The sequence below is a fragment of the Sphingomonas sp. GW821-FHT09E03 genome, from assembly GCF_059416225.1.
This window is the reverse complement of sequence record NZ_JBWKOS010000012.1, coordinates 1-22330: the sequence shown is the minus strand read 5'-3', so window position 1 is coordinate 22330 and position 22330 is coordinate 1. Positions and strand designations below refer to the sequence as shown.

Annotated in this window: 22 protein-coding genes and 1 pseudogene; 5 read left to right on the top strand and 18 right to left on the bottom strand. The window is 68.4% G+C overall.

Annotation, left to right across the window (positions count from 1 at the left end; translation table 11 throughout):
- Nucleotides 1–24: 24 nt before the first annotated feature.
- From AC07M8_RS17490 to AC07M8_RS17480, 3 genes are all read right to left on the bottom strand, one after another.
- Nucleotides 25–597: a DNA-3-methyladenine glycosylase gene (locus tag AC07M8_RS17490; RefSeq protein ID WP_495175560.1), complete on the bottom strand. Its 573-nt coding sequence runs from the start codon at nucleotides 595–597 to the stop codon at nucleotides 25–27.
- Complete coding sequence (locus AC07M8_RS17485) at nucleotides 594–3758, bottom strand: helicase-related protein (RefSeq protein WP_495175510.1); 3165 nt, start codon at nucleotides 3756–3758, stop codon at nucleotides 594–596. The genes AC07M8_RS17490 and AC07M8_RS17485 overlap by 4 nt, the downstream gene beginning before the upstream one ends.
- An 80-nt stretch (nucleotides 3759–3838) precedes the next feature.
- Nucleotides 3839–5221: a DUF418 domain-containing protein gene (locus AC07M8_RS17480; protein ID WP_495175509.1), complete on the bottom strand. Its 1383-nt coding sequence runs from the start codon at nucleotides 5219–5221 to the stop codon at nucleotides 3839–3841.
- 205 nt (nucleotides 5222–5426) lie between these two features.
- On the opposite strand from AC07M8_RS17480, the gene AC07M8_RS17475 reads away from it, so the two are divergent.
- Nucleotides 5427–7298, top strand: coding sequence for a YhjD/YihY/BrkB family envelope integrity protein (locus AC07M8_RS17475; protein WP_495175508.1), 1872 nt, complete (start codon nucleotides 5427–5429; stop codon nucleotides 7296–7298).
- Between the two features lie 18 nt (nucleotides 7299–7316).
- Here the strand turns inward: AC07M8_RS17475 and AC07M8_RS17470 are convergent, their stop codons facing one another.
- The 12 genes from AC07M8_RS17470 to AC07M8_RS17415 form a co-directional block, all read right to left on the bottom strand.
- Nucleotides 7317–7697: a hypothetical protein gene (locus tag AC07M8_RS17470; protein ID WP_495175507.1), complete on the bottom strand. Its 381-nt coding sequence runs from the start codon at nucleotides 7695–7697 to the stop codon at nucleotides 7317–7319.
- Between the two features lie 307 nt (nucleotides 7698–8004).
- Nucleotides 8005–8199 (bottom strand): hypothetical protein, encoded by a 195-nt coding sequence (locus AC07M8_RS17465; protein ID WP_495175506.1) that lies wholly within the window; start codon nucleotides 8197–8199, stop codon nucleotides 8005–8007.
- A gap of 85 nt (nucleotides 8200–8284) precedes the next feature.
- A complete protein-coding gene (gene queA / locus AC07M8_RS17460; protein WP_495175505.1) occupies nucleotides 8285–9313 on the bottom strand; it encodes a tRNA preQ1(34) S-adenosylmethionine ribosyltransferase-isomerase QueA in 1029 nt (342 codons plus the stop codon).
- On the bottom strand, nucleotides 9313–10026 hold the full coding sequence (locus AC07M8_RS17455) for a peptidylprolyl isomerase (protein ID WP_495175504.1): 714 nt from the start codon (nucleotides 10024–10026) through the stop codon (nucleotides 9313–9315). Before AC07M8_RS17455 ends, queA begins: the two co-directional genes overlap by 1 nt.
- 80 nt (nucleotides 10027–10106) lie before the next feature.
- Nucleotides 10107–10613, bottom strand: coding sequence for a pantetheine-phosphate adenylyltransferase (gene coaD / locus AC07M8_RS17450; protein WP_495175503.1), 507 nt, complete (start codon nucleotides 10611–10613; stop codon nucleotides 10107–10109).
- 23 nt (nucleotides 10614–10636) lie between these two features.
- Nucleotides 10637–11524 carry a polyprenyl synthetase family protein gene (locus AC07M8_RS17445; RefSeq protein WP_495175502.1) on the bottom strand — a complete coding sequence of 296 codons (888 nt, stop codon included), beginning with the start codon at nucleotides 11522–11524 and terminating at the stop codon, nucleotides 10637–10639.
- A 7-nt stretch (nucleotides 11525–11531) separates the two neighbouring features.
- Complete coding sequence (locus tag AC07M8_RS17440) at nucleotides 11532–11771, bottom strand: exodeoxyribonuclease VII small subunit (protein WP_495175501.1); 240 nt, start codon at nucleotides 11769–11771, stop codon at nucleotides 11532–11534.
- 112 nt (nucleotides 11772–11883) lie between these two features.
- Nucleotides 11884–12081 (bottom strand): hypothetical protein, encoded by a 198-nt coding sequence (locus AC07M8_RS17435; protein ID WP_495175500.1) that lies wholly within the window; start codon nucleotides 12079–12081, stop codon nucleotides 11884–11886.
- Nucleotides 12082–12140: 59 nt separating this feature from the next.
- Complete coding sequence (locus tag AC07M8_RS17430; RefSeq protein ID WP_495175499.1) at nucleotides 12141–13775, bottom strand: GGDEF domain-containing protein; 1635 nt, start codon at nucleotides 13773–13775, stop codon at nucleotides 12141–12143.
- A 247-nt stretch (nucleotides 13776–14022) separates the two neighbouring features.
- Complete coding sequence (locus AC07M8_RS17425; RefSeq protein WP_495175498.1) at nucleotides 14023–14505, bottom strand: type II toxin-antitoxin system RelE/ParE family toxin; 483 nt, start codon at nucleotides 14503–14505, stop codon at nucleotides 14023–14025.
- Between the two features lie 84 nt (nucleotides 14506–14589).
- A complete protein-coding gene (gene clpA / locus AC07M8_RS17420; RefSeq protein ID WP_495175497.1) occupies nucleotides 14590–16905 on the bottom strand; it encodes an ATP-dependent Clp protease ATP-binding subunit ClpA in 2316 nt (771 codons plus the stop codon).
- A 157-nt stretch (nucleotides 16906–17062) separates the two neighbouring features.
- Complete coding sequence (locus AC07M8_RS17415; protein ID WP_495175496.1) at nucleotides 17063–17257, bottom strand: DUF1192 domain-containing protein; 195 nt, start codon at nucleotides 17255–17257, stop codon at nucleotides 17063–17065.
- 72 nt (nucleotides 17258–17329) lie between these two features.
- Between AC07M8_RS17415 and AC07M8_RS17410 the strand changes: the two genes are divergently transcribed.
- Nucleotides 17330–18331 carry an NAD(P)H-quinone oxidoreductase gene (locus tag AC07M8_RS17410; RefSeq protein WP_495175495.1) on the top strand — a complete coding sequence of 334 codons (1002 nt, stop codon included), beginning with the start codon at nucleotides 17330–17332 and terminating at the stop codon, nucleotides 18329–18331.
- Nucleotides 18332–18413: 82 nt separating this feature from the next.
- Here the strand turns inward: AC07M8_RS17410 and AC07M8_RS17405 are convergent, their stop codons facing one another.
- A complete protein-coding gene (locus AC07M8_RS17405) occupies nucleotides 18414–18674 on the bottom strand; it encodes a hypothetical protein (protein ID WP_495175494.1) in 261 nt (86 codons plus the stop codon).
- A 173-nt stretch (nucleotides 18675–18847) separates the two neighbouring features.
- Between AC07M8_RS17405 and AC07M8_RS17400 the strand changes: the two genes are divergently transcribed.
- The 3 genes from AC07M8_RS17400 to AC07M8_RS17390 all read left to right on the top strand — a co-directional run bounded on the left by AC07M8_RS17400 (nucleotide 18848) and on the right by AC07M8_RS17390 (nucleotide 21180).
- The gene (locus AC07M8_RS17400) at nucleotides 18848–19528 is read left to right on the top strand and encodes a cell cycle transcriptional regulator TrcR (protein WP_495175493.1); all 681 of its coding nucleotides are present in this window, start codon (nucleotides 18848–18850) and stop codon (nucleotides 19526–19528) included.
- Between the two features lie 106 nt (nucleotides 19529–19634).
- Complete coding sequence (locus AC07M8_RS17395; protein WP_495175492.1) at nucleotides 19635–20513, top strand: dienelactone hydrolase family protein; 879 nt, start codon at nucleotides 19635–19637, stop codon at nucleotides 20511–20513.
- A gap of 46 nt (nucleotides 20514–20559) precedes the next feature.
- Complete coding sequence (locus AC07M8_RS17390; RefSeq protein ID WP_495175491.1) at nucleotides 20560–21180, top strand: glutathione S-transferase family protein; 621 nt, start codon at nucleotides 20560–20562, stop codon at nucleotides 21178–21180.
- An 89-nt stretch (nucleotides 21181–21269) separates the two neighbouring features.
- On the opposite strand, the gene AC07M8_RS17385 is transcribed toward AC07M8_RS17390, so the two are convergent.
- Nucleotides 21270–21800 (bottom strand): thioredoxin family protein, encoded by a 531-nt coding sequence (locus AC07M8_RS17385; RefSeq protein ID WP_495175559.1) that lies wholly within the window; start codon nucleotides 21798–21800, stop codon nucleotides 21270–21272.
- A gap of 171 nt (nucleotides 21801–21971) precedes the next feature.
- Nucleotides 21972–22330: pseudogene (locus tag AC07M8_RS17380) on the bottom strand (hypothetical protein); the annotation flags it as partial.

Below are 22330 nucleotides of genomic sequence, written 5' to 3'. Positions count from 1 at the left end.
AAGGTTTTCTTGGGCGGAACCGCCTTAGGCAAGGCGCATCGGCTTGCTGAGGAACCGCGATCCTGCCGCGGCGAAGCGCCAGGGCGTGTCGACGCCGACGCTGATGCCAATCCGCGGACCGGCCAGCACCGCGGGCACGCCTACCGCGGCCAGGAGCGCGAACGGCGCGGCGTCGAGCGGCGCTGCATCGAGGCTCTTGTCGATGCCGAGCGCCTGTGCGAGCCGGCCCGGTCCGGCGCACAGCAGCCGCGGATCGGCCAGGCCGCGCCGCTCGATCATTCGCGCGATCCCCGCGGTCGGCTCGAGCGCGCGGATCAGCACCGCGCTGCCCGGGCGGCATACGCAGTTGAGGCACCAGTGCAGCCCGTAGCTGCGGTAGACATAGGCATGGCCCGCCGGCCCGAACATCGCGGCGTTGCGCGGGGTCGGCCCGCGGGCGCTGTGCGAGGCCGGGTCGGCAGGATCATAGGCTTCGGTTTCGACGATCACGCCGCCGATGCCGTCGACCAGCAGCGTCGCGCCGATCAGCGCCCGTGCCACCGTCTCGACCTCACGGTCGAAGAAGGCGGCGGCGAGCTGTGATCCCGTTTCCGTCAGCCGATCTGCTCCAGCAGCGCCTCGATCCGCTCGAGCCGCTCGTGCGGGTCGTCGATGCGCTCGGCGAGAATCAGGCGGCCGTTCTTCTCGGTCAAGCCCAGGGCCGCGGCATCGCCGGCAAAGCCGCGTCGCGGGGTGAGGGCAATCGCGCCCGGCCCGGCATCGATCCGCGCGATCTCCGCGGCGCGCGCGGCGACCCGCACCCGCGCCACCGCGAGCAGCGACAACACCTCTTCGGGCAGCGCGCCGAACCGGTCCTCCATCTCGTCGGCGAACGCGTCGAGCGCCGCGGCATCCTCGAGCCGCGCCAGGCGGGCATAGGTGGTGACGCGCAGCTCCTCCTCGGGCATCCAGCCGTCGGGAAGCCGGCCCTCCAGCCCGAGGTGGAGCGCCGGGCTCCAGCGCTCCACCGTCTCGCCGCGCGCGGTGCGCAGCGCACCCTCGAGCAGATGCTGGTAGAGATCGATGCCGATCAGCTTCATGTGGCCGGCCTGGGTTTCACCGAGCAGGTCGCCGGCGCCGCGCATGTCGAGGTCGCGCGCGCTGATCGCGAAGCCGGCGCCGAGCCGGTCGAACGCCTCCAGCGTGCGCAACCGCTTGAGCGTCCGCGGCGCGATGTCGGCATCAGGCTCGGTGAGCAGCAGCACCTGGCCGCGGCGGCGGCCGCGCCCCACCCGGCCGCGCAGCTGATGGAGCTGCGACAGGCCGAAGCGATCGGCGCGGGTGATCACCATGGTGTTGGCGCGCGGCACGTCGAGCCCTGCCTCGATGATGTTGGTGGCGAGCAGCACGTCGCCTTCGCCGCGGCCGAACCGTACCATCGCCTCGTCGATCTCGGCGGCGGGCATCTTGCCATGCGCCTCGAGGATCTCGAGCTCGGGGACGAGCGTCGCGAGGGTCGCGGCGAGCGGCGCCATGTCCTCGATCCGCGGCACCACCACGAAGCTCTGGCCACCGCGGCTGCGCTCGCGCAGCAGGGCGGTGCGCACCGTCTCGGGATCGAAGGTGCCGACGGTGGTGCGGATCGGCTGGCGCCGCGCGGGGGGCGTGGCGATCACCGACAGCTGCTGCAAGCCCACCAGCGCAGTCTGCAGCGTCCGCGGGATCGGCGTGGCCGAGAGCGTCAGCACATGGCCCGCGCCGAGCTCGCGCAGCCGCGTCTTGTCGGCGGCGCCGAAGCGCTGCTCCTCGTCGACGATCACCAGCCCGAGCTTGGCATAAGCGATGCCCTTGGCGGCGACCGCGCCGGTGCCGATCACCACCTGGATCGAGCCATCGGCGAGCCCCGTCTTGACCCGCTTCTTGTCCGCTGCACTGGTCAGCCGGGATAGGCCGGCAACGACGATGCCGGTGTCGGCGAAGCGATCGGTGAAGCTGTCGAGATGCTGGCGTGCGAGCACGGTGGTAGGCGCTGCGATCGCCACCTGGTGTCCGGCGAGCGCGGCAATTGCCGCCGCGCGCAACGCGACCTCGGTCTTGCCGTAGCCGACATCGCCGATCACCAGCCGGTCCATCGGCCGGCCCGAGGCGAGGTCGTCGCGTACCGCGGCGATGGCGCGGGCCTGATCGGGCGTTTCGGTGAACGGGAACCCGGCGGCGAATCGCTCATAGGCGGCGGTGTCCGGCTCGAACGCCGGCGCGGTGCGCTTGCCGCGCTCCTCGGCCAGCCCGGTCAGCCCGCGCGCGCTCTCCGCGATCGCGGCGTCGATCTCCACCCGCCGCTTCTGCCAGCTGCTGCCGTCGAGCTTGTCGAGCGTCACCGCCTCGGCATCGGCACCGTAGCGCCACAGCCGGTCGGCCTCTGCCACCGGCACCAGGCGGACGCCCTCGGCAGCATAAGTCAGCACGATCGCATCGCCCGGTTCCTCCTCGGCCGCTGCAGGCATCCGGTCGAGCCCCGCGACGACGGCAATGCCATGGTCCTCGTGCACCACCACGTCGCCGATGCGGATCTCGCCCATGTCGAACAGCGCGGTGTCGACGACGGCGGCATGGCTGTCGCCGCGCTCGGCGCGGCTGCCGAGCAGGTCGGCTGCGGCGATCGCGAGCACGCCGTCGCGGCGAAACCCCCGATCGGCGGCGATGGCAAGCATGCACAGCGATCCCGCCGGCGCGGCAACGACGTCGGCCCAGGATCGCGCCTCGATCGATGTGAGCTTGAGCGTCTTGGCGACGCGGCGACCGAGGAAGCGCAGGTCGCGGGCGCTGCCGAGCAGCGCGACCCGGCCGTCCGCCAGCTCCTCGCGCGCCAGCTTGGCAAAGGCGCGTAGCGGTGACTTGCCTTCGACGAACCGCGGCGGCGGCGGGCCGCCTGGCGCCAACGCTTCCACGCGACAAGCTTCGATGGCCTTGGCCCAGCGTCGCTCGTCGAGCACGTCATTGATTGCGCGCTTGGGGCGGCGCTTGGCGGCATCGGCCGCCAGCGCGAGGAAGCGGCGGCGGCGCTCGTCGGCGGCAGGCTCCACCACCAGCACCGCGTCTGGCAGATGCGCGAGCAGCGTCTCGCCCTTGCCGTCGAGCGCGGGTTCGGACACGCGGCCGAGCTCGCGGGTTTCAATCTCGCCGGTGGCGCGCTGATCGGCCGGATCGTAACAGCGCACCGCCGCGATATGGCCATCGGCCGCCTCGATCCGCAGCGGCTGTTCGGCATCGGCGGGAAACACATCGAGCACCTGGCCGCGCAGGGCGACCTCGCCGGGCTCGTCCACCCGCTCGTCGACCACATAACCGAGCGCCTGCAGTTGTTCGAACAGCGCACCAAGGTCCACCGGCTCGCCGCTGGTGACCTTCGGCGGCGCGGTTTCGAATGCCGCGGGCAGGGGATAGGCGCGACCGAGCGCCTCGCCGCTGGTGATGCAGGCGATCCTCGGGCGATCCCCCCCGGCGATCAGCAACCGCATCTGCCGCAACGCCGACACGCGATGGCCGACATTGGCGGGCGAGGCGGGGGCGCCGTCGCCGGGCAGGGCGTCGCTGCCGGGGCAGAACAGCACGGCAGCGTCGGGCACGGCGGCAGCGAGCGCCTGGGCAATCGCGATCGCCCTGGGCTCATCGGTCGCGGCGAACAGCACGTCATCCTTGCCGAGCAGATCGGCGAGTGCCGCGGCGGTATCGGCGATGCCGAGCGGGGCGGCGGCAGGATCGGACGGTGACGCCGGCATGGCTGGACGATACTTTCATCAAGGGAGCCACGTCGAACGGACGGCCCTCTCGGTCGTTCCCGCCGGCGTTCGCGCGATCGCTACAGCCCCGCGGGTTGCGCCGGTGCCGGATCCCGGCGGCGCCACGCCGGCAGGGTGCCGTAAGCGATGGCGCGGAGCAGTTGCTCGCCCGGCCCCATGTCAACACGGGCGAGCCACCAGCGGCAGAACAGCGCGGTGATGGTCCAGATGCCGGCGGCGATCTGCCACAGCTCGAGCAGCGTCAAGCGGCCGACCAGCCCGGCGGCGTAGAACAAGGTAGATCCGAGGATCGACTGCAGGCAGTAGACGGTGAGCGTCATCCGCCCCAGCGCGCGCAAGGTGACGGCGCGGCCCAGCCAACCGGCGCGCAGCAAGGTGACGATCAGCCCGGCATGGCCGAGCGTGATCAACAGCCGCGCCGGCTCGAACGATGCTTCGTTGAGCGTCCACCAGAAGGGCGTGACCAGCGGCGATCCCATGTCGAGTCCGCTGCGGACGCCGAGCACCACCGGCAGCGCGCGCCAGGCCAGGCCGGCGCCATAGCCCCACAGCATCAGCCGCCGATAGGTGGCGTCGGATGCTGCGCCGGTGAGCACGCCGAGGCGGAACAGCGCCATGCCGACGAGCATGAAGCTGAGGCTTTCCGCTACGTCGAGCCAGCCGGTCACCGACAGGTTTTCGGTCGCCCAATAGCGTCCGCTCCAGCGGATCAGCGAACCCCAATGGGTGCGGCGCTCGATCTCGGCGCGATGCGTCGCGACAGTGGGGTGGATGTTGCCCCGCGCCTGCCGCTCGGCTCGGACGGCCGCGGCCTCGTCATCCGACAGCGGCGCGCCGGTCCCATGCGCCAGCAGCGTGCTACCCTGCTGCAGCTGCACCACCTCCTCATGGGTCCAATAGGCATTGTTGGCGCTCAGCCCCGCGATCAGCAGACCGGCGGCGATCAGCAGCGTGCGCGGCCGTGTGGTGCGGAAGGCGAGCAGGAACAGGCCGGTCACGCCGTAATTCCACAGAATCTCGCCGGGCCACAGGAACAGCGCCCATTGCGCGGTGCCGAACGCCATCAGGGCAAGGCAACGCCGCGCCCAGATATCGAGTGACGTTGCCTTGCCGTCTGGCCCTTCGGCGCGACGCAGCATCAGCACCATGCCCGCGCCGAACAGCAGAGTGAACAGGCCGCGCATCGCTCCCTGGACGAGGATGGTCTGCACCGCCCAACTGATCCATTCGCTCGTCCAGCCGGCCGGAAACCGCTTGAGCGGGTGTTCGGCGACGCCGCCCATGGTCCAGATGTTCATCAGCAGGATGCCGCAGATCGCGACCCCGCGCAGCACGTCGAGCGTGTGGATGCGGTCGGCGGCGTTGGTGGGGCCGGACGACACGGATGGCTGCACGGTGCCGAATGCTGCCGCAAAGCCGGCCTGAGGTGAATCGGGAGGCAAAGCCTGTCGCTCCTTGTTGCCTGTGTCGTCCCCGGAAGGATTGCTGTGGCGCCACCCGGGCGCTCGGCCAAGTCGTTGCTTGGCGAAGGCTCTGTATCAATCCGGGATGCCCTGGGCCTGGCATGCCGCCGGCGGCGGCGCGGGGCGGCACGGAACCGCGTGGGCCGCCCTCTCGTTCGCGCTGGCATAACAGGGAGATAGCAATTTGGCCGACCAGGAGCACGAGGCGACCAGCCCGTGGACGATGAGCTTCGCCGCGTGGAAGGCCGTCGCCTGGCGGACGTGGCAGGAGACGAGCAGCGACAATATCGGGCTGATCGCCGCCGGGGTCGGCTTCTACGGATTTCTCGCGCTGGTACCGCTGCTCGGGGCGATGGTGCTGAGTTATGGCCTGATCGCCGATCCGCAGACGGTGATCGGCGACATGCGCCAGCTCACCTCGGTGATGCCGGCCGATGCCGCCAAGCTGATCGCGGACCAGCTGCTGAACGTGGTTCAGGCATCGGACGGCAAGAAGGGGCTGGGGCTGCTGGTCGCGCTCGGCCTGGCGCTGTTCGGCGCGCGCAACGGCGCCGGCGCGGTGATCACCGCGCTCAACGTCGCCTATGAAGAGACGGAGAAGCGCAGCTTCATCCGGGTCAACGCGCTTGCGCTCGGGATCACCGCCGCGGCCGTGGCGGTGGCACTGCTCGCGACGGTGGCAATTGCCGCGCTGGGGCATCTCGAGGATCTGCTGCCCTGGGCGCCCGATGGATTGGTCGCGGTCGGCAAGATCCTCTCCTACCTTGTCCTGCTGCTCGCCGGGGCCGGCGCCGCGGCGACGCTGTATCGCTACGGGCCATCGCGCCAGCAGGCGCGCTGGGCGTGGCTGACGCCGGGTTCGCTGCTCGCCGCGGTCGGCTGGCTGCTGCTGACCCTCGGTTTTGGCATCTACGTTGCCAATTTTGGCAATTACAACGCCACTTATGGATCGCTCAGCGCCGTGGTGGTGCTGCTCACCTGGCTGTACCTGTCGGCCTATCTGCTGCTGCTCGGCGCCGAGCTCAACTCGGAACTCGAGCATCAGACCGCCAAGGACACCACCACCGGCGTGGCCAAGCCGCTCGGCAGCCGCGGCTCCTGGGTGGCCGATCATGTCGCCGAAACGCCGGCTGACGGCGGCGAGGTCGCGCCGGCGCTCGAGGGCCCATCGCCACCAAGCCAGGCGCCGGCGATCGTCTCCAGCTTCGCCGCCAGCCGTGTCGCGGCGCGGGGCGGGCAACTCGCCGGGATCGGCAAGGCCGGCCTGCTGAGCTCGGCGGCTGCGACCCTCGGGCTGCGACTGCTGCGCAAGCGCGGCAGGGGCGGGGCGGGTGCGGCAGTGCTAGGGGCAGCAGCGGCCGTCGCCTGGCTCACCCGCGAGCGCGGCGCGCCGGGTGCGATCCAGGCGGTGTTGTTCGACCTCGATGGCACATTGGTCGACAGCAACGACTTCCACGTCCAGGCTTGGGACGCGGCGTTCCGCGAGGGCGGTCATCGCGTGCCGGTGGAGGCGATCCGCGGCCAGATCGGCAAGGGCGGCGACATGCTGGTGCCGGCGCTGCTGCCACACACGACCAAGGACCAGCAGGAGGCGCTCGCCGAGCGTCAGGGCAAGATCTTCAAGAGCCGTTACCGCACCAAGGTGAAGCCGTTCCCGGGCGCCACCGCGCTGCTGCAACGGGTCCACGACGATGGCCGGCAAGTCATTCTGGCCTCGTCGGCCAACCAGGGCGATGTCGATCACTATCGTCGCCTGCTTGGCGCTGAGAAGCTTGTCGACGCCACCACCAGCACCGACGATGTCAGCACTTCCAAACCCGCGGGCGATATCTTCGCCGCCGCGCTTGCCAAGGCCAAGGTGGATCCCGCCGCAGCGCTGGTGATCGGCGACACGCCCTATGACGTCGAGGCCGCGGCCAAATGCGGCATCGCGGCGGTGGCGGTACGCTCGGGGGGCTTTTCGGAGGAGGTCCTTCGCGGGGCGGGTGCCGTTGCGCTGTATGACGATGTAGCGGCATTGCTCGGTGGCTATGCGGCCTCGCCGATCACGCGCTGAACGCGATACTGCGCCTGACTACAAGCTTCCCTCGAACGAAAAGGCGAAACGTGAAGCTGTGGTCCTTGCCGACTGCCCGGGTCTGCGGCCAGGCGTCACGGCAGTCAGCGTGAGCATGCCATCGGCCACCGGGACGGGCACGCCGAGGATCAGATCGACCGGCTTGGACCAGCTTCCTCCTGACACGGTAGCGCGGACAACGACCCGGCCCGCCCACACACAGGTCGTGCCGACCGGGCAGCGACTATCTTCGACGACATGATCGGGGCGAACGGTGGGGCCGTTGACATAAGCGGTCTGGCCGAGCGCAACGGGCCCCGACACCGGAACCACTGCGGAACAGGCGGCAACGCAGCACGCCGACAGCAGCGCAGGCAGCAGGATCGAGCGGATCATCATGCTGCCGATATAGGCCGTTCGGCGACGAACCGGAAAAGGCCGGCCGGCTGCCGGTGCGCGCTGGTCTGATGAGGCGCGATAAAGGCGCGATCGTCATCAGCATGTGCTAGAGTCGTCGGCAGAGGCGCCGTCACCAGACGCGCGCCTCGGCGCCCCGCCTCATTCTGTGTCACTACGGGTCGGCGGGGCGCCTTCACGCCGCAGCTATTGCTTTCGCGACTCGGCAGGGTGTGCCAGCCTGTGTTCAGCCGGACCACAAGGCCCGGCTCGGCGCCCCGCTGTTCCCAAGACGCGCGGGGCGCCACGATCACACCGGCTTGGCGCCCGGCGTGCCGCACTTGGCGAACTTGCCGTTCGCCGCCTTGCACCTGACCGGCTTGACCGGGCCCTTGGGCGGGCATTTGACGAACTTGCCCTTGGCATCCTTGCACGGCGCGGCGATCGAGGGGGCGGTCACGGCCACCAGAGCGAGCGACGCCGCCGTGAACAACATCTTGCGCATGATCTCTTGTCCTTGGTCGGGAGGGGGGCCGGCTAAGCTGATCGGCCAAAATGCTCCCGTCAAATGAAGACCTTGTCACCCATCGTCAGGGCAGCAGCAGCGACGCGTCCCCGTAGGAATAGAAGCGGTAGCCGCTGGCGATCGCATGAGCGTAGGCAGCCTGCATCCGCTCCCTGCCCATCAGCGCCGATACCAGCATGAACAGGGTCGATCGCGGCAGGTGGAAATTGGTCATCAGCCCATCGATGCCGCGGAAGCGGTAGCCAGGGGTGATGAAGATCGCGGTATCGCCGTCAAAGGCTCGGATCGTGCCGTCCTCTTCCGCGGCGCTTTCAATCAGCCGTAGCGAGGTGGTGCCGACCGCGATCACCCGCCCACCGGCGGCGCGCACCGCGGTGAGGCGGGCAGCGGTGGCGGCGTCGATGCGGCCCCATTCGGCGTGCATGCGATGCGCGTTGGTGTCGTCCGCCTTGACAGGCAGGAAGGTGCCTGCGCCGACATGGAGCGTCAGCGTTTCATGAGTGATGCCTGCCTCGGCGAGGCTCGCCATCAGCGAAGGGGTGAAATGCAGCGCCGCCGTGGGGGCGGCGACGGCACCGGCCTCGGCCGCGAACATCGTCTGATAATCGTCGGCATCGCGCGCGTCGGTCGGGCGTTTGGCGGCGATGTACGGGGGCAGCGGCATCCGCCCGGCGCGTTCGAGCAGCACCTCCACCGGCTCGTCGCCGGCGAAGTCGAGCGCGAAGCTGCCATCCTCGGCGCGATCGCGCGCCGCGGCGGCAACGCCATGGCCGAAATCGATCGTGTCGCCTTCGCGCAGCCGCTTGGCGTTGCGGATGAAGGCCCGCCAGCGGCGCAGACCCTCGCGCTTGTGCAGCGTCGCGCCAATCGTCGCCTCGCCGCGCCGACCTTCAAGCTGCGCCGGGATCACCTTGGTGTCGTTGAACACCAGGCAATCGCCGCGGCGTAGCTGGCCGGGCAGGTCACGCACCGTCAGGTCGCGGCTGGCAGCGCTGCCGTCGAGCACCAGCAGCCGCGCCGCATCGCGCGGTGCCGCCGGGCGCAGCGCGATGCGCTCGGACGGCAACACGAAATCGAACAGATCGACCTTCATTATTGAGCGGGCGCGGGCGCCTTCTTCGGCGCGGCGGTGCCGGCGGGCTTGCGCTTGGCCGCGGGGGTGGCACCGGGCAGCGTCACCGGCGCGCCGAGCGTTACCGGCGCCGGCGCGACCATCGGTGTATAAGCGGGCGGATTGTCGGCGGCGATATAGGCGTGGACGATCTTGGTCGGGTTCGCCGGCGGCTCGCCACGCTCGATGGCGTCGACATATTGCATACCGTCGAGAACCCGGCCGAACACCGTATACTTCTTGTCGAGGCTGAGCCGCGGCTGGAAGACGATGAAGAACTGGCTGTTGGCGCTGTTCTCGTCATCGGCGCGGGCGGCCGAGACGGCTCCGCGGACATGGGGCAGATAGTTGAACTCGGCGGTGACGTTGGGCAGCGTCGAGCCGCCGGTGCCGTCACCCTTGGGATCGCCGCCCTGCGCCATGAAGCCATCGATCACGCGATGAAACGCGAGCCCGTCGTAGAAATGCTGTCGGGTCAGCGTCTTGACCCGCTCGACCATCTTGGGGGCGACATCAGGGCGCAGCCAGATCTGCACTCGCCCGCCATCCGACAGATCGAGCAGCCAGAGGTTTTCCTTGTCGGTGGTCGCTGGCGGAGCGGCGCGGCCGGGAACGGCAGGCGTAACGACCTGCGCGGCCGCGGGAACGGCGGCCAGGCAAGCGACGAGCGCAAACAAACGGGCAAAAAAGCGCATGGAATCCCCAACCGAGCTGGAATGATGGCGGCTTAGAGCAAATCCGTCGTGTCGCCAAACTGAACGTGGCGCAGGAGCGTTCAGGCGCCCTTGCGCCCGAGCACCGCGACCCGCGCGACCACTTGCTCGCACACCCGCGGTGGCACGAACTTGGCGATCGCGCCGCCGAACAGCGCGATCTCCTTGACCAGCCGGCTGGCGATCGGCTGCAGCGCGACGTCCGCCATCAGGAACACCGTCTCGACCCGCGGATTGATCTGCTGGTTCATCCCGGCCATCTGATACTCATATTCGAAATCCGCGACGGCGCGCAGGCCGCGGACGATCACCCGGGCACCCTCGCGCTCGGCAAAGTCCATCAGCAGCGAATCGAACGCCACCACCTCGATATCGCCCTCGATCCCCTCCACCTCGCGGCGGACCATCGCCAGCCGCTCCTCGATGCTGAACATCGGCGATTTGGACGGGTTGGTGGTCACCCCGATCACCAGCCGGTCAACCAGCTTGGCGCCACGGCGGATGATGTCCATGTGGCCAAGCGTGACCGGATCGAAGGTGCCGGGATAGACGCCGATGCGCTGGCTCATCGCTGCTGTTCCTCCCGCGGGCTCTAGCGGTCGCGCTCAACGACGTAGCGCGCGATCTCGCGCAGCAGATCCGCCTGATCTCCGAAGCTGTGGAGATGCTCGATCGCCTGGTCGACCAGCATCAGGCATTGCGCGCGCGCGCGGTCCACCCCGAGCAGCGACAGGAAGGTCTCCTTGCCGGCATCGCCATCCTTGCGCAGCTTCTTGCCGGCGAGTTCCTCATCACCCTCGGCATCGAGCAGATCGTCGGCAATCTGGAAGGCGAGGCCGAGATCATGAGCATAGCCGCGCAGGCCGGTACGCCCCTCGATCGGCAGGCGACCGAGGATCGCGCCGACCTCCACCGCCACCGAGATCAGCGCGCCCGTCTTCATCTGCTGGAGCCGCGTTACCGTGGCGAGATCGAATCGCGAGCTTTCGGCGACGATGTCCATCATCTGCCCGCCGGCCATTCCGGCGGGACCGGCGGCGCGCGCGATCTCCATCACCAGCTCGGCGCGGACGAACGGATCGGGGTGCGTGGTCGGCTGCGCAAGCCACTCGAACGCCAGGGCATGCAGACTGTCACCGGCAAGGATCGCGGTTGCCTCGTCAAACGCCTTGTGGACGGTGGGCTTGCCACGGCGCAGATCGTCATCGTCCATCGCGGGCAGATCGTCATGGATCAGCGAATAGACGTGGATCGCCTCCAGCGCGGTGGCGGCGCGGCCGGTGCAATCGCGATCGACGCCGAACAGATCCGCCGTGGCGTAGATCAGCAGCGGACGCAGCCGCTTGCCGCCGCCGATCGCCGCATGGCGCATCGCCTGGTACAGCGTCGCGCGGGCGTCGTCGGGTACCGGCAACAGCAGGTCGAAACGGCGATCGATCTCCGCGGAGACCTCTTCCAGCGCAGCAGCGAGCTTGGTCATGCTAGGGTCAGGCTGCAGCAAAGGGCCGGGTGCCGGCGGCGTTGCCATCGGCATCAAGCCGGATCGCCTCAATCCGGGCCTGAGCGGCATCGAGCCGCTCGGCGCAGCGCTGGCGCAGCCGGTCGCCACGCTCGTAGAGCCCGATCGATTCGTCGAGCGTCGCCTCGCCGCTTTCCAGGCGCGATACGATTCGTTCGAGTTCCTTGAGGGCGTCTTCGAACGACAGGGTGTCGATGGGCGTGTCCATGGCAGACGCTATGGGGCAGGGGCGGCGGGGAGGCAAGGATGCGGAATGGCTGGAATCCTCGCCTAATTGGCACAGCCCAGCGTGTCGATTGCCCTTGCTTGCCTGCGCGCGGTCAGTGCAGCTGTCGGCTCGTCCACGTATAGAGCACGGAGACGCCGACGAGCCCGAGGTCGACGGCCGCCTGCAGGCGATGCGGCGTGGGATCGCCGATGTCATGCGTGACCAGGCTGATGTTGGCGGTAGGGTGGCGTGCCGCAAGCACTGCGCAGGCCATAATTGCCGCCAGTGCAATCTTCCGTCGATCGTTCATCAGCCGCACCGCCTTCCTGGCAAGTACTTTAACAGAACATTGCCGATCTATCCAGCGATTCAGGCGGCGCGGGCGAGCGCGCCGACATCATGCGCACGATCACGACCTTTGGCCTTGGCTTCGAACAACGCCTGATCGGCACAGCGATACATCGCCTGCCAGTCCGCCTCGCGCAGCAACGAGCCGAAACAGGCGCCGATGCTGGCAGTCACGGCGACGTCGTGCGGCATCCGCTCACGGCGCAACCGCTCGAGCACGGCGGCCGCCTTGAGGCCGGACTGCAGTGGCGCGACGATCGCGAACTCCTCGCCACCGATCCGCGCGACCAAGGCGTCGGTCGGCACCGCGGTGCGCAGCGCGCGGGCGATGGTGCGCAGCACCTCGTCGCCGCCGTCATGCCCGATCGTCTCGTTGATGGCCTTGAAGTGATCGATGTCGGCGATCAACAGCATCTGCTCGCCCTCGCGGCCGATCGCGCGATCAAGGAAGGCGCGGCGGTTGAGCAGGCCGGTAAGCGGGTCGGTGTCGGCCAGGGTGCGCGCCGCGCTCTCCTGCTGGCGCCAGTCGTCACGCTCGAGGCTGAGCAGGCGGATACGATAAGCGACGCCGAGCGACGACAGCACGGCCTCCAGCGCCATCGAGGCTAAAGTCGAATTGTCGATCCAGAAGTTCCAGTGGATCAGGCTGAACGCCGCGGCGATACGGAAGATGGCGAAGATTACCGGCCCGCCCCAGGCCAGCGCGAAGATCCACAGATAGTTGCTGCGCTGGCGCGCGGCGCGCCACAGGATCGGGATCACCAGCACGACCAAGGCGAGATAGCTGCTGGTCGCGAGCGGATCGATGATCGCGGCGAGCCCGGGCGCGCACAAGGCGAAGGCCCCGGCGCTGCCGAGCAGCAGCGCGATCACCGCGTTGCTCATCGGTCGCAACCAGCCGTCAAACACGCGTCGTTCGAAAAAGGCGCGGGCGAAGACCAGCGCTGTCGCTGCCGACATCGCGAGGAACAGATAGTTGAGCCGCAGCCGATCGTTGTTGTCGATGTCGGTCAGCTGCCCGACCAAGCCCGACGAGGTGGAGGTATAGGCAAGCAGGCACAGCACCATCAGGCAATAAGCGGGCTGGAAGCGCTGGCGCAGCGCCGCCCAGAGTGCGAGATTGTAGATCAGCAGCGCCAGGCACATGCCGGCGAAGGTGGCGTAGACAGCCGCCGTAGCCACCTCGCCGCGAGCCGCCTCGGCGTCGTCGACCAGGGTTGCACCGATGACGATGCCGCGCAGATTGAGCGAGCGTTCGACATGCCACAGCAATTGAACCGGCGGCGCGCTATGCGCGGGCAGGCCAAGCTGGATGATCGCCCCGAGCCGCAGGTGCTGCCCGGTCGTCTGGCTGGTGAAGCCGGTTTGCCGGACCGCGCCATCGGCATAGCGGATGTAGAGAGTGACGCGATGCTGCCACACACTGCCGGTGCGGACGCTGGTGCCGTCGCTTGCCACGTGGGGCAGGCGAGGCGCGAGCACCCAATAATCACCGCTGCCGAACGAGGTTTGCGACCGATGGCATTCGAACCGCGCCGGCCTGGCGAACATTCCCCGCGCCGTGTCGCCGGGCTGCACCCGCGCGACGCAGGTCGCTAGCGGCGTGCCGCCCCGGGCCCACGCGGCCGGCGAGACGACGAACCCCAGCAGCACCATGGCTATTGTGGCAATCGCCCGCACCCATCCCGCATCCGGCATGCCGTGCTTCTAGCGCAACGGTTCCCAATCAATGGTAAAAACCGCAGGCTAGTCGTTAACCGTGACCACGGTGCGACTCGTTGCGGGCGCTCGCAAGTTCAACGTCTTAGCGCTGCTGGACAGAATCAGCGCGTTAAGCCGCCCGAGAAATATTTGCTGGTCACGTCGGCGCCGCACCATTCGGGTCACGTTGGACCGCGTCGACCTAGCGACTGCCATCGTGAGTCTGCCTGATCCACATGACCGCCAAAGCGCCGTGGGCAAGGTGATAGCGCAAGGTAAAGGGGCGGAGCGTGTCGCGCCGGCCGATGCCGGGCGGCAGCACTGCCGCGTCCCGCTCCAGCGCCGCGGCCATCGCCGTCACCCGATCGGCGAAGCGGCATGCTGCCGCGGGATCGAAGGCGGTGAGGTAACGGCGGATATGCTCGAGATCGGCGATCGCGCCCTCGCTCCACATCAACGACGTCGCGAACTGGGATTCGCTGGCCTCGACGGTCGGCCGGCTGGGCGCGGCATTACCCCAGCCACCGATCCAATAGCGAACCGCCGCATCGCTGATCACGCGGGTCGCGGCAATTTCGGCAAGCGCGCGCACATCGGCTGCGGCAATCGCCGCCGGGTGGCCGAACACGCCCGGCGCATTGTCGCCGATGGCATGTGGCGGATCGGGATCGTCTGAACGAGGCACCCATGCGAATTAACACGAAAACGGACCGGTCCCGCTGGAACCGATCCGTTTTGGAGGCAACAATCAAAGGCGCCGCGCGGCGCCTTACTTGGCGTCGACGGGCTCCGCCTTGCCCTTCTTCTTGGGCTTCTTGGGCGCGGCCGGCTCGATCGCGAACGACAGCGCACCGTCTTTCATTCTCACCGTCACCTCGCCGCCATGGACCAGCTTGCCGAACAGCAGTTCCTCGGCGAGCGGCTGCTTGATCTTTTCCTGGATCAGGCGGCCCATCGGGCGCGCGCCGTACAGCTTGTCATAGCCTTTCTCGGTCAGCCAGCTTTTGGCGGCATCGTCCAGGTTGATGTGGACGTTGCGATCGGCAAGCTGGAGCTCGAGCTGGAGGATGAACTTGTCCACCACCCGCGCGACAACCTCGGTCGGCAGGTAACCGAACGGCACGATCGCATCGAGCCGGTTGCGGAACTCCGGCGTGAACATCTTCTGCACCGCCTGCTCGTCCTCGCCCTCGCGGGTAAGATTGCCGAAGCCGACCGTCTCGCGCGCCATGTCGGACGCGCCGGCATTGGTGGTCATGATCAGGATGACGTTCCTGAAATCGACCGTCTTGCCGTGCTGGTCGGTGAGCCGGCCATTGTCCATCACCTGCAGCAGGATGTTGAACAGGTCCGGATGCGCTTTCTCGATCTCGTCGAGCAGCAGCACGCAATGCGGGTTCTGGTCCACCGCATCGGTGAGCAGACCGCCCTGGTCAAAGCCGACGTAGCCGGGAGGTGCGCCGATCAGCCGGCTGACCGAGTGACGCTCCATATATTCGGACATGTCGAACCGCTGCAGCGGAATGCCGAGGATCGACGAGAGCTGCTTGGCGACCTCCGTCTTGCCGACACCGGTGGGGCCGGTGAACAGATAGTTGCCGATCGGCTTTTCGGGCTCGCGCAGGCCAGCACGGGCGAGCTTGATCGCCGAGGCGAGCTTCTCGATCGCGCTGTTCTGGCCGAAGACGACGCGCTTGAGATCGGTCTCGAGGCTTTCGAGCTGTGCCTTGTCGTCGGTCGAGACCGACTTCGGCGGGATTCGCGCCATGGTGGCGATGACAGCCTCGATCTCCTTGGCGGTGATCGTCTTCTTGCGCTTGTTGGCGGGCACCAGCATCTGCATCGCGCCGACCTCGTCGATCACGTCGATCGCCTTGTCCGGCAGCTTGCGGTCGTTGATATAGCGTGCGGAAAGCTCCACCGCCGACTTGATCGCCTCGGGCGTGTACTTCACCTTGTGGTGATCCTCGAACGCCGAGCGCAGGCCGGCGAGGATCTTGATCGTATCCTCGATCGTCGGCTCGTTGACGTCGATCTTCTGGAAGCGCCGCAGCAGCGCGCGGTCCTTCTCAAAGTGGTTGCGGAACTCCTTGTAGGTGGTCGAGCCGATGCAGCGGATCGAGCCGCCGCTGAGCGCGGGCTTGAGCAGGTTGGACGCGTCCATCGCCCCGCCGCTGGTAGCGCCGGCCCCGATTACGGTGTGGATCTCGTCGATGAACAACACCGCATGCGGCATCTTCTCGAGCTCGTTAACGACCGCCTTCAGCCGCTCCTCGAAATCGCCGCGATAGCGGGTGCCGGCGAGCAGCGCCCCCATGTCGAGGCTGTAGATCACCGCCTCCTTGAGCACGTCGGGGACCTCGCCCTCGACGATCTTGCGCGCGAGGCCTTCCGCGATCGCGGTCTTGCCGACGCCGGGATCGCCGACATAGAGCGGGTTGTTCTTGGAGCGACGGCACAGGATCTGGATCGTGCGATCCACCTCCGGCCCGCGGCCGATCAGCGGATCGACCTTGCCGATCTTGGCCTTCTCGTTGAGATCGACGGTGAATTGCTTGAGCGCGCTTTCCGTCTTGCCCTTCTCCTGTCCCTTGGCGGATTTTTCGTCATCGACGCCCTTGGGCGTCGATGCCTCGCCCGTGGCGGCGCCCTTACCGACGCCGTGGCTGATGAACGACACCGCGTCGAGGCGGCTCATGTCCTGCTGCTGCAGGAAATAGACGGCGTAGCTCTCGCGCTCGCTGAACAGCGCCACCAGCACATTGGCGCCGGTCACCTCGTCGCGGCCCGAGGACTGGACATGGAGGATCGCGCGCTGAACGACGCGCTGGAAGCCGCTGGTAGGCGAGGGATCGGTGGCGGCATCAACCTTGAGCGCGTCGAGCTCGGTGTCGAGGTAATGGGCCACGGTGGTCTTGAGTTCGCCGAGATCGACCTTGCAGGCCTCCATCACCTTGGAGGCGTGATCGTCATCGATCAGCGAGAGCAGGAGATGCTCGAGCGTGGCATATTCATGGCGTCGGGACGATGCGGCTTCGAGCGCCTTGTGCAGCGTCGTCTCGAGCGCGGGGGCGAATGAGGGCATTCAATCTACTCCAGTCGGGCCCCAGCAGCTGCCGGGCCCTTTTCTGCAATGTCGGGACGATGGTCACGCGCATCAAGCACTTGAAAGCAGGCAATCCGAGCCCCTGATCGGGCGTCACACGGCACCGTTGCGAGTCGCGACGAGGTGCCCCGCAGCGTCACGATCTGAATAACGCGTCGGCGCTTGCGCGATGCTTAACGGCATGGTCGAGCTTGAGACGGCAGCGGGCAATTTCGCCCTCCAGCACGGTGATGCGCGATTCGAGTTCGGCGACCGACAGCGGATCGAGGTCCTGGCGGATCAGCTCGGTCAAGGCGTCGTCGGGACGCGGGCGGGCGTCGTCCAATTCCATTATCTTACTACGTTGACCCTCGCCCCGGTGATGTCAATAAGCCGACAGCCCTCAAATCCAGGATGCGACCGGATGAATGCGATGCCCCAGACGATGCACGCGATTGATCCGGAGGAGAACGGCGGCCCCGAAGTACTCCGCCTTGTTGAGCGGCCGGTGCCGCAGCCCGCGCCGGGCGAGGTGCTTATCCGCGTTGCCGCCGCCGGGGTGAACCGCCCCGACGTGATCCAGCGCGAGGGTAAATATCCGCCGCCGCCAGGCGCGCCCTCGATCCCCGGGCTGGAGGTCGCCGGCACCGTCGTTGCGGTGGGCGAGGATATGATCGCCGAGCTGATCGGCCAGCCGGTATGCGCGCTGCTCGCCGGCGGCGGCTATGCGCAGTACGTCGCGGTGCCGTTCGGCCAGTGCCTGCCGATCCCCGAGGGCATGTCGATGGTGGAGGCGGCGGCGATCCCGGAGACGCTGTTCACGGTGTGGACCAACTTGTTCGAGCGCGCCTTCGCCACCGAGGGCGATACCGTGCTGGTGCATGGCGGCACCAGCGGCATCGGCACCATGGCGATCGCACTCGGCGCCCTGTTCGGCGTGACGGTGATCGTCACGGTCGGCTCCGATGCCAAGGCGCAGACCGCGCTCGAGCTCGGCGCCGCGCACGCGATCAACTACAAAACCGAGGATTTCGTCGAGCGGGTGAAGGCGATCACCGAGGGCAAGGGCGTCGCCGCAGTGCTCGACATGGTCGGCGGCGATTATGTGCCGCGCAACCTCCAGTGCCTCGCCGATGACGGTCGCCACGTCTCGATCGCGGTGCAGCGTGGCGCCGAGGCGACGATCCCCTTGTGGCAGATCATGGCGCGCCGCCTCACCCTGACCGGCTCAACGCTGCGCGCGCGTGACAGCGCGTTCAAGTCGCTGGTTGCCGATGAACTGGTGCGCACCGTGTGGCCGCATGTCGAGGCCGGGCGACTGCGACCGGTGATCGACCAGGTCTATCCGCTGGGTGAGGCGGCGGCGGCGCACGCCCGGATGGAGGCCGGTGACCATGTCGGCAAGATCGTGCTGCAGGTGATCTGACACCGAGGAAGCAACGGCCCCGAATCCGGCAGGATGCGGAGCCGTTGTCGGGGCTGACGCTGCCGCGCGGCAGCGCCGGGTTTTAGTTGCTATCGGCCGAATCGTCGTCGTCACCGCCGGTGACCGCGAGCACGATGCCGGTCAGCGCGGCGAGAATGCCGATGCTGATCAGCGTGGTGGTCGGCACCGAAGCGCCGAGCTTGCTGGCATGGGTGCTCGACGCGCCGGCGCGGGCGACCGACAGGCTGGCTGCCGGATTGGCCGGCGCGGCCGCGGCGGCGACGGGCGCGGCGAGGAGCGCCAGCCCGGTAATGGCGGCAGCTGCGCCCTTGATGATCTTCATGTAACATTCCCCTGTAACGAGACGAAACTGCTTAAATCACTTTTGTGACAGTTACATCATCCGCCGACGAATCTTGCCACGGGTTGCTCTTGGGCAACGCCCGCAGTACATCGGGTGCCATGCGAGGCCGCTCCGGATGGGGCGGCCCTATTTATTTCTGACGGAGTTCGCCCGTGGCCCAGCCGCTCATGCCTCATGCGACCGCCTCCTGGCTGGTCGACAACACCTCGCTCTCGTTCGAGCAGATCGCGGAATTCTGCGGGCTGCACATCCTCGAGGTGCAGGCGATCGCCGACGATACCGCGGGCGCCAAGCTGACCGGCCGCGATCCGGTGCGGGCGCACGAACTGGCGCAGGAAGAGATCGACAAGGGCCAGGAGGATCCGGATTACCGGCTCAAGATCATCAAGGGCCCCGAGCAGGTCCGCCGCACCAAGGGTCCGCGCTACACGCCGGTTTCCAAGCGCCAGGACAAGCCCGATGGCATCGCCTGGATCATCCGCAACCATCCGGAGATCACCGACGGCGCGATCGGCAATCTGATCGGCACCACGCGGACGACGATCGCGGCGATCCGCGACCGCAGCCATTGGAACATCGCCAACATCACCCCCAAGGATCCGGTGACGCTGGGCCTCACCACCCAGCGCGAGCTCGACGCGGCGGTGGCCAAGGCCGCCAAGTCGGCGGGCATCGAGGCGGCGCCGACCGATACCCGCCTCGAAGGCGATCGCGAGGCGCTGCTTACCCAGCTGCGCGCCGAGCGCGAAGCGGCGTTGCGCGATCCCGAGGCTGGTCCGCAGGATCCCGCCGCCGAGGCACGGGCGCTGTTCGAGGACCCGTTCAAGCGCTGATCGGCGCTGGCCGGGCGGAGTCCGGCCGCTCGGACGACAATCGGGGGTGGCTCCCGTCGCCCGGCTGATCTAGCCTCCGCGTGCCTTTGCACGAACGGGAGCCGCCATGTCCGACCTGCACGATGCCGCCGTCCAGCTGTACGATGCCTTTACCCATGAGCATCACGACCGCCGGGCCCTGCTCAAGCAGATGACCGCGCTCGCCGGCTCGGCGGTAGCGGCCGAGGCGCTGATCGCCGGCATCGCCGCCTCGCCGGCCGCGGCGGCGCTGATCGATCCCGCCGATCCGCGGCTCCAGACACGGATGCTGACCGGAACCGAGGCCGGCAAGCCGAGCCGCGCCTATCTGGCGATGGCGCGCCAGGGGGCGGCGGCCAAGCGCGGCCTGGTGCTGGTGATCCACGAGAATCGCGGCCTTACCCCGCATATCCAGGATGTCGCGCGGCGGATCGCGCTGGCCGGCTTCATCGCCGTCGCGCCCGACCTGCTCGCGCCGCAGGGCGGGACCCCCGCCGACGAGGATCGCGCGCGGACGCTGATCGGCACCGCCGATTATGATCTCGCGCTCGCGCAAGTGCAGTCGATGATGGCCAAGATGGGCCGCCGGCAGCGCAGCTCGGGCAAGGTGGGCGCGGTGGGCTTCTGCTGGGGCGGGGCGTTCGTCGACCGCCTCGCCGTGGCGGCGGGCACCGCGCTCACCGCCGGTGTCGCTTATTACGGCCCGGCGCCGGCGCCGTCGGAGGCCGCCAAGGTGCAGGCGGCGCTGATGCTTCATTATGCCGGCAAGGACGCCCGGGTGAATGCGGGCGGGGTACCGTGGACCGCGGCGCTCAAGGCAGCCGGCAAATCGGTGGAGGCCTTCACCTATCCGGATGTCGACCACGCGTTCAACAACGACACGTCGGCGGATCGCTACAACGCCGCCGCGGCGGCATTGGCCTGGCAGCGGACGATCGCCTTCCTCCACCAGCGGCTTGACGGCTGACGCCGTTCCGTTCCACCTTCGTTCCATCGACTCGGGGAGACGGATGATGGCGACGGACCTTACCCTCTACACCAACCCGCAATCGCGGGGCCGGATCGCACGCTGGATGCTCGAAGAGGTCGGCGCGCCGTATGAGGTGGTGCTGCTCAATTATGCCACGGCGATGAAACAGCCGTCGTATCTGTCGATCAACCCGATGGGCAAGGTGCCGGCGCTGGTCCACCGGGGCAAGGTCGTCACCGAATGTGCCGCGATCTGCGCCTATCTCGCCGAGAGTTTCCCCGACGCCGAACTCGCGCCGCGCGACGACGAGCGGGCCGATTACTTCCGTTGGCTGTTCTACGCCGCAGGGCCGGTCGAGGCGGCGGTCACCAACCGCGCGCTCGGGGTGGTGCCGGACGACCGGCAGCAGCGGTTCGTCGGCTATGGCTCCTATGACTCGGTGGTCGACGTGCTGGAGGCCGCGGTGGCGGCCCATCCGTTCATTGCCGGCGACCGGTTCACCGCCGCCGATGTCTATGTCGGCGCCCAGGTGATCTGGGGGCTGCAGTTCGGCTCGCTGCCGAGCCGCGATACATTTGCCGCCTATGCCGAGCGACTGACGGCGCGCGCCGCCTATCAGCGTGCGTCCGGCCTGGACGATGCCGCCATCGCCGCGGCGGCGTAACGACGGCATAACAGCGTGGCGATGGCGTGGCGCCCCCGTTGATGGGGGTGGGGCGCTACGGCGCGATCAACGAGCCCGCGAGCCGTCGATCAGGCGGCCCATTGCGCCAGCCAGTCGGCAAGCGCCTGCGGCGTCATCGACCGGGCGTCGGCAAGGGCGGTCTCATGACCCTTGTTGACCAGCCGATCGGTGCGCGGATCGACGATCAGCACTGCCGGCACGCCGGCAAGCCGCCCGGTGATGCCATAGCGTGCGGGTACCTGGCCGTTCTTGTCGAACCGGCCGACATCGACGGTGACGACCTCATAATGCTGGGCGACGAAGCGGTGGACGGCGGGCAGGTCGATCACGCCGGCGAGCAGCCGGCAATCGAGACACCAGTTGCCGCCAAGATCGATCAGCAGCCGCTTGTGGCCGCGGATCGCCCGCGCGCGCGCGGCGGCGATCTTGGCATCGGCGTTGGCGGCCTCATCATAGGGCAGCGGCAGCGGCTTGGCGAGCTGGTCGAAGCTGGCCGCTACCCTGGGCGCCCGTACGGCGGCATCGGCGCCGAGGCTGGGGACCGCCACCGCGGCACAGGCCGCCGCGATCAGGGCAGGGCGAGAGAAGATCGAGCGCATCAAGCAGAATTCCTTTGCAGCCATCAGGCTAGATAGCCCTGCGCGCGGGCGTGTCGACAAAGAGAATGCGCACCCGATAACGGGCGAAGTTTAGCGACACGGGCGGCCACGGGCCGGTGGAGACGGTGGTTGCGGCATCGTCAGACGGCGCGCGCAACCACCGCCGATCGCTTAAGGGTTGATGATCGCGTTGAGGAAGTCCGGGATCGGCCCGTTCCAGCCGACATCCGGCCCGTCGTCGCGCTCGTCGCGGCGCGGGCGGCGGCGTGGCTCGTCGTGGCGCGGGGCGACGACCCGATCGGGCATGCGTGCCGCTGTGCGTTCGGGCGCGCGCTCAGGCACGCGGGCGACCGGCGCGGGTGCCGGTGCCTCGGCGCGATCATCGATCTCGGGCACGGCGGCGGCGACCATCTCGGCAGGCGCCTCGGCGTCGGCCTGGCGGGGACGGCGACGCGCACGGCCGGGCTTGGCAGGCGCGGCGTCGGCGGCCGGTGCGGCGGCCTCGGCAGGGGCCGGCGCGGTGCGGCCCG